Annotated in this window: 1 protein-coding gene and 1 pseudogene; both read left to right on the forward strand. The window is 55.0% G+C overall.

Features of this window, described 5'->3' with window-relative positions; all coding sequences use genetic code 11:
- Positions 1 to 525: pseudogene (locus Q0362_RS04760) on the forward strand (aromatic ring-hydroxylating dioxygenase subunit alpha); the annotation flags it as partial.
- Positions 526 to 527: 2 nt separating this feature from the next.
- On the forward strand, positions 528 to 1,091 hold a 564-nt coding region (locus Q0362_RS04765), incomplete at its 3' end, for a ferredoxin reductase (RefSeq protein ID WP_298120479.1).

Genomic DNA, 1,091 nt, shown 5'->3' on the forward strand with positions numbered 1-1,091 from the left:
GATGACACTTCTGTCACTGTCACCCGTTGGATGAAGGGCATCTACCCTCCTCCCTTCTGGAAGAAGAACCTGCACGATGTCTTCCCCGGCTACGAGGGCAAGGTCGACCGCTGGCAGATTATTCGCTTCGAAGCTCCAGGCACCATCTGCATTGATGTCGGAGTTGCAAAGGCAGACACCGGCGCACCAGAAGGTGACCGTAGCCAGGGGGTGAATGCGTTTGTGATGAATACCATCACACCTGAGACAGCCAAAACCAGCCACTACTTCTGGTCCATCCAGCGCAACTACCGTCTGGACAGTCAAACCATCACCACGCAAATGCGTGAAGGCGTTCACGGCGTCTTCGGTGAAGACGAGGTCATGCTTCGTGCGCAGCAGCGCGCCATCGACGCTAACCCTGACTACGAGTTCTACAACATCAACATTGACGCTGGTGGCATGTGGGTTCGTCGCCTGCTGGAGCGTCAGCTTCTGGCAGAAGGTCGCCTGGGAACCAAACAAGAAGATGGTTGGACTGAGTAACAATGGCCGCAACCAATATCGAGGTTTGGCAGCAGGGCGAAATCATGGAGATTTCGCAGGCTGCCAACGACATCAAGAAAATCGTTATCCGCCAGTCGAAACCCGCCAAGGCCGACCCCGGTTCCCACATCGACCTCATGGTGAAGGCGAACGGCGAAATGGTTCGACGTTCCTACTCTGTTGTTTCGCAGAGTGAAGATCTCCGCGATCTCACGTTGGGCGTGTTCTTGGTTCCCAACTCTCGCGGTGGTTCCATTGCCGTTCATGAGCTCACAGTGGGCGACCAACTCGACATCACTCAGCCTCTGCAAAACTTCCCCCTTCGCGTGGGCGCAGAGCGTTATGTGCTGATCGCAGGAGGAATCGGCGTCACCGCCATCATGGCGATGGCGGTTGTGCTCAAGCGCATCGGCGCAAATTACACCCTGATGTATGCCGCTCGCAGTAGTGATGCCATGGCCTTCCGTGAAGAATTGAAAGCTATTCACGGAGACAATCTGCAGATTTTCTTGGACGAAGACAAGAACTTCATCCAGATCCCTGAACTCATTGCCTCGTTGGATGAC

This window comes from uncultured Aurantimicrobium sp. (assembly GCF_936931525.1).
Classification (GTDB): Bacteria; Actinomycetota; Actinomycetes; order Actinomycetales; family Microbacteriaceae; genus Aurantimicrobium.